1 protein-coding gene and 1 pseudogene are annotated in these 727 nt (G+C 33.7%); one reads left to right on the forward strand and one right to left on the reverse strand.

What is annotated here, in order from left to right; genetic code table 11:
* Window positions 1–43: 43 nt before the first annotated feature.
* Window positions 44–166, forward strand: a pseudogene (locus tag KI356_RS25680) (PH domain-containing protein); the annotation flags it as partial.
* A 24-nt stretch (window positions 167–190) separates the two neighbouring features.
* Here the strand turns inward: KI356_RS25680 and KI356_RS25685 are convergent.
* On the reverse strand, window positions 191–589 hold the full coding sequence (locus tag KI356_RS25685; RefSeq protein ID WP_212936847.1) for an Ig-like domain-containing protein: 399 nt from the start codon (window positions 587–589) through the stop codon (window positions 191–193).
* Window positions 590–727 lie beyond the last annotated feature (138 nt).

A 727-nucleotide genomic window follows, 5' to 3' on the forward strand; every position in this document is an offset into this window, starting at 1 on the left:
AATCAGTGGGGGATGAACCCTCCCCACTGATTAAAGTTTCACTTTATCATTTGATAGACTTGAAATTGTTTACGGGACACATGAAACAGCGGTTATTTCTCCTAAAGATAAAGAACAATTCATCAATTTCGTAAAAAATAAAAATCCACACATTGAAATAAAGTAAAAGAGTGGGTACGAAGCCACTCTTTTACTTTGGATTTGTCATATAAAGTTGTACGTGAATGACACATAAATCACGAAATTTTCCTTCAGCAGTTGTGACAATTACGACTGCTCTTCCTGCACTTTTTCCAGTAATCGTTACCGTATCACCTTTTGGATATATTGTGATGACATCAGAATTCATATTTGTCCAAAGAAGCTCTTGGTTCGTCGCTTGCATTGGCAAAACGGAAGCTGATAACTCAGTACTTTGCCCAGTTTTTATTTTTAACTTATTTTTTCCAATATGAACCCCGATAACTGAAATAACAGAAGGAGCAATAGAAATTTTGGGTGGATTAGGTTGTATGCTTAAACGAGAAGTAGAAGTGTTTGTGATAGGTGAAAATTTTCTTATATGTTTTTGTTGTAAAGATGCTAACATTTTGGAGTCCCCTTTCTGTATAGGTGTTGATATAAATAATATAAAGGAAGAATGTTATAGTAAATTTAACGAAACATAAAGAAATTGTTAAATTCGAGAAGAATATTGTCGAAATGCGGTAAAAAGAAAGCTCTGCTG

The sequence above is a fragment of the Bacillus hominis genome, from assembly GCF_018332515.1.
In the GTDB taxonomy this organism is placed as follows: domain Bacteria; phylum Bacillota; class Bacilli; order Bacillales; family Bacillaceae_G; genus Bacillus_A; species Bacillus_A hominis.

Coding starts and splice junctions, on each gene's coding strand:
- KI356_RS25685 (WP_212936847.1), bottom strand. CDS start 589: ATGTTAGCATCTTTACAACAAAAACATATAAGAAAATTTTCACCTATC.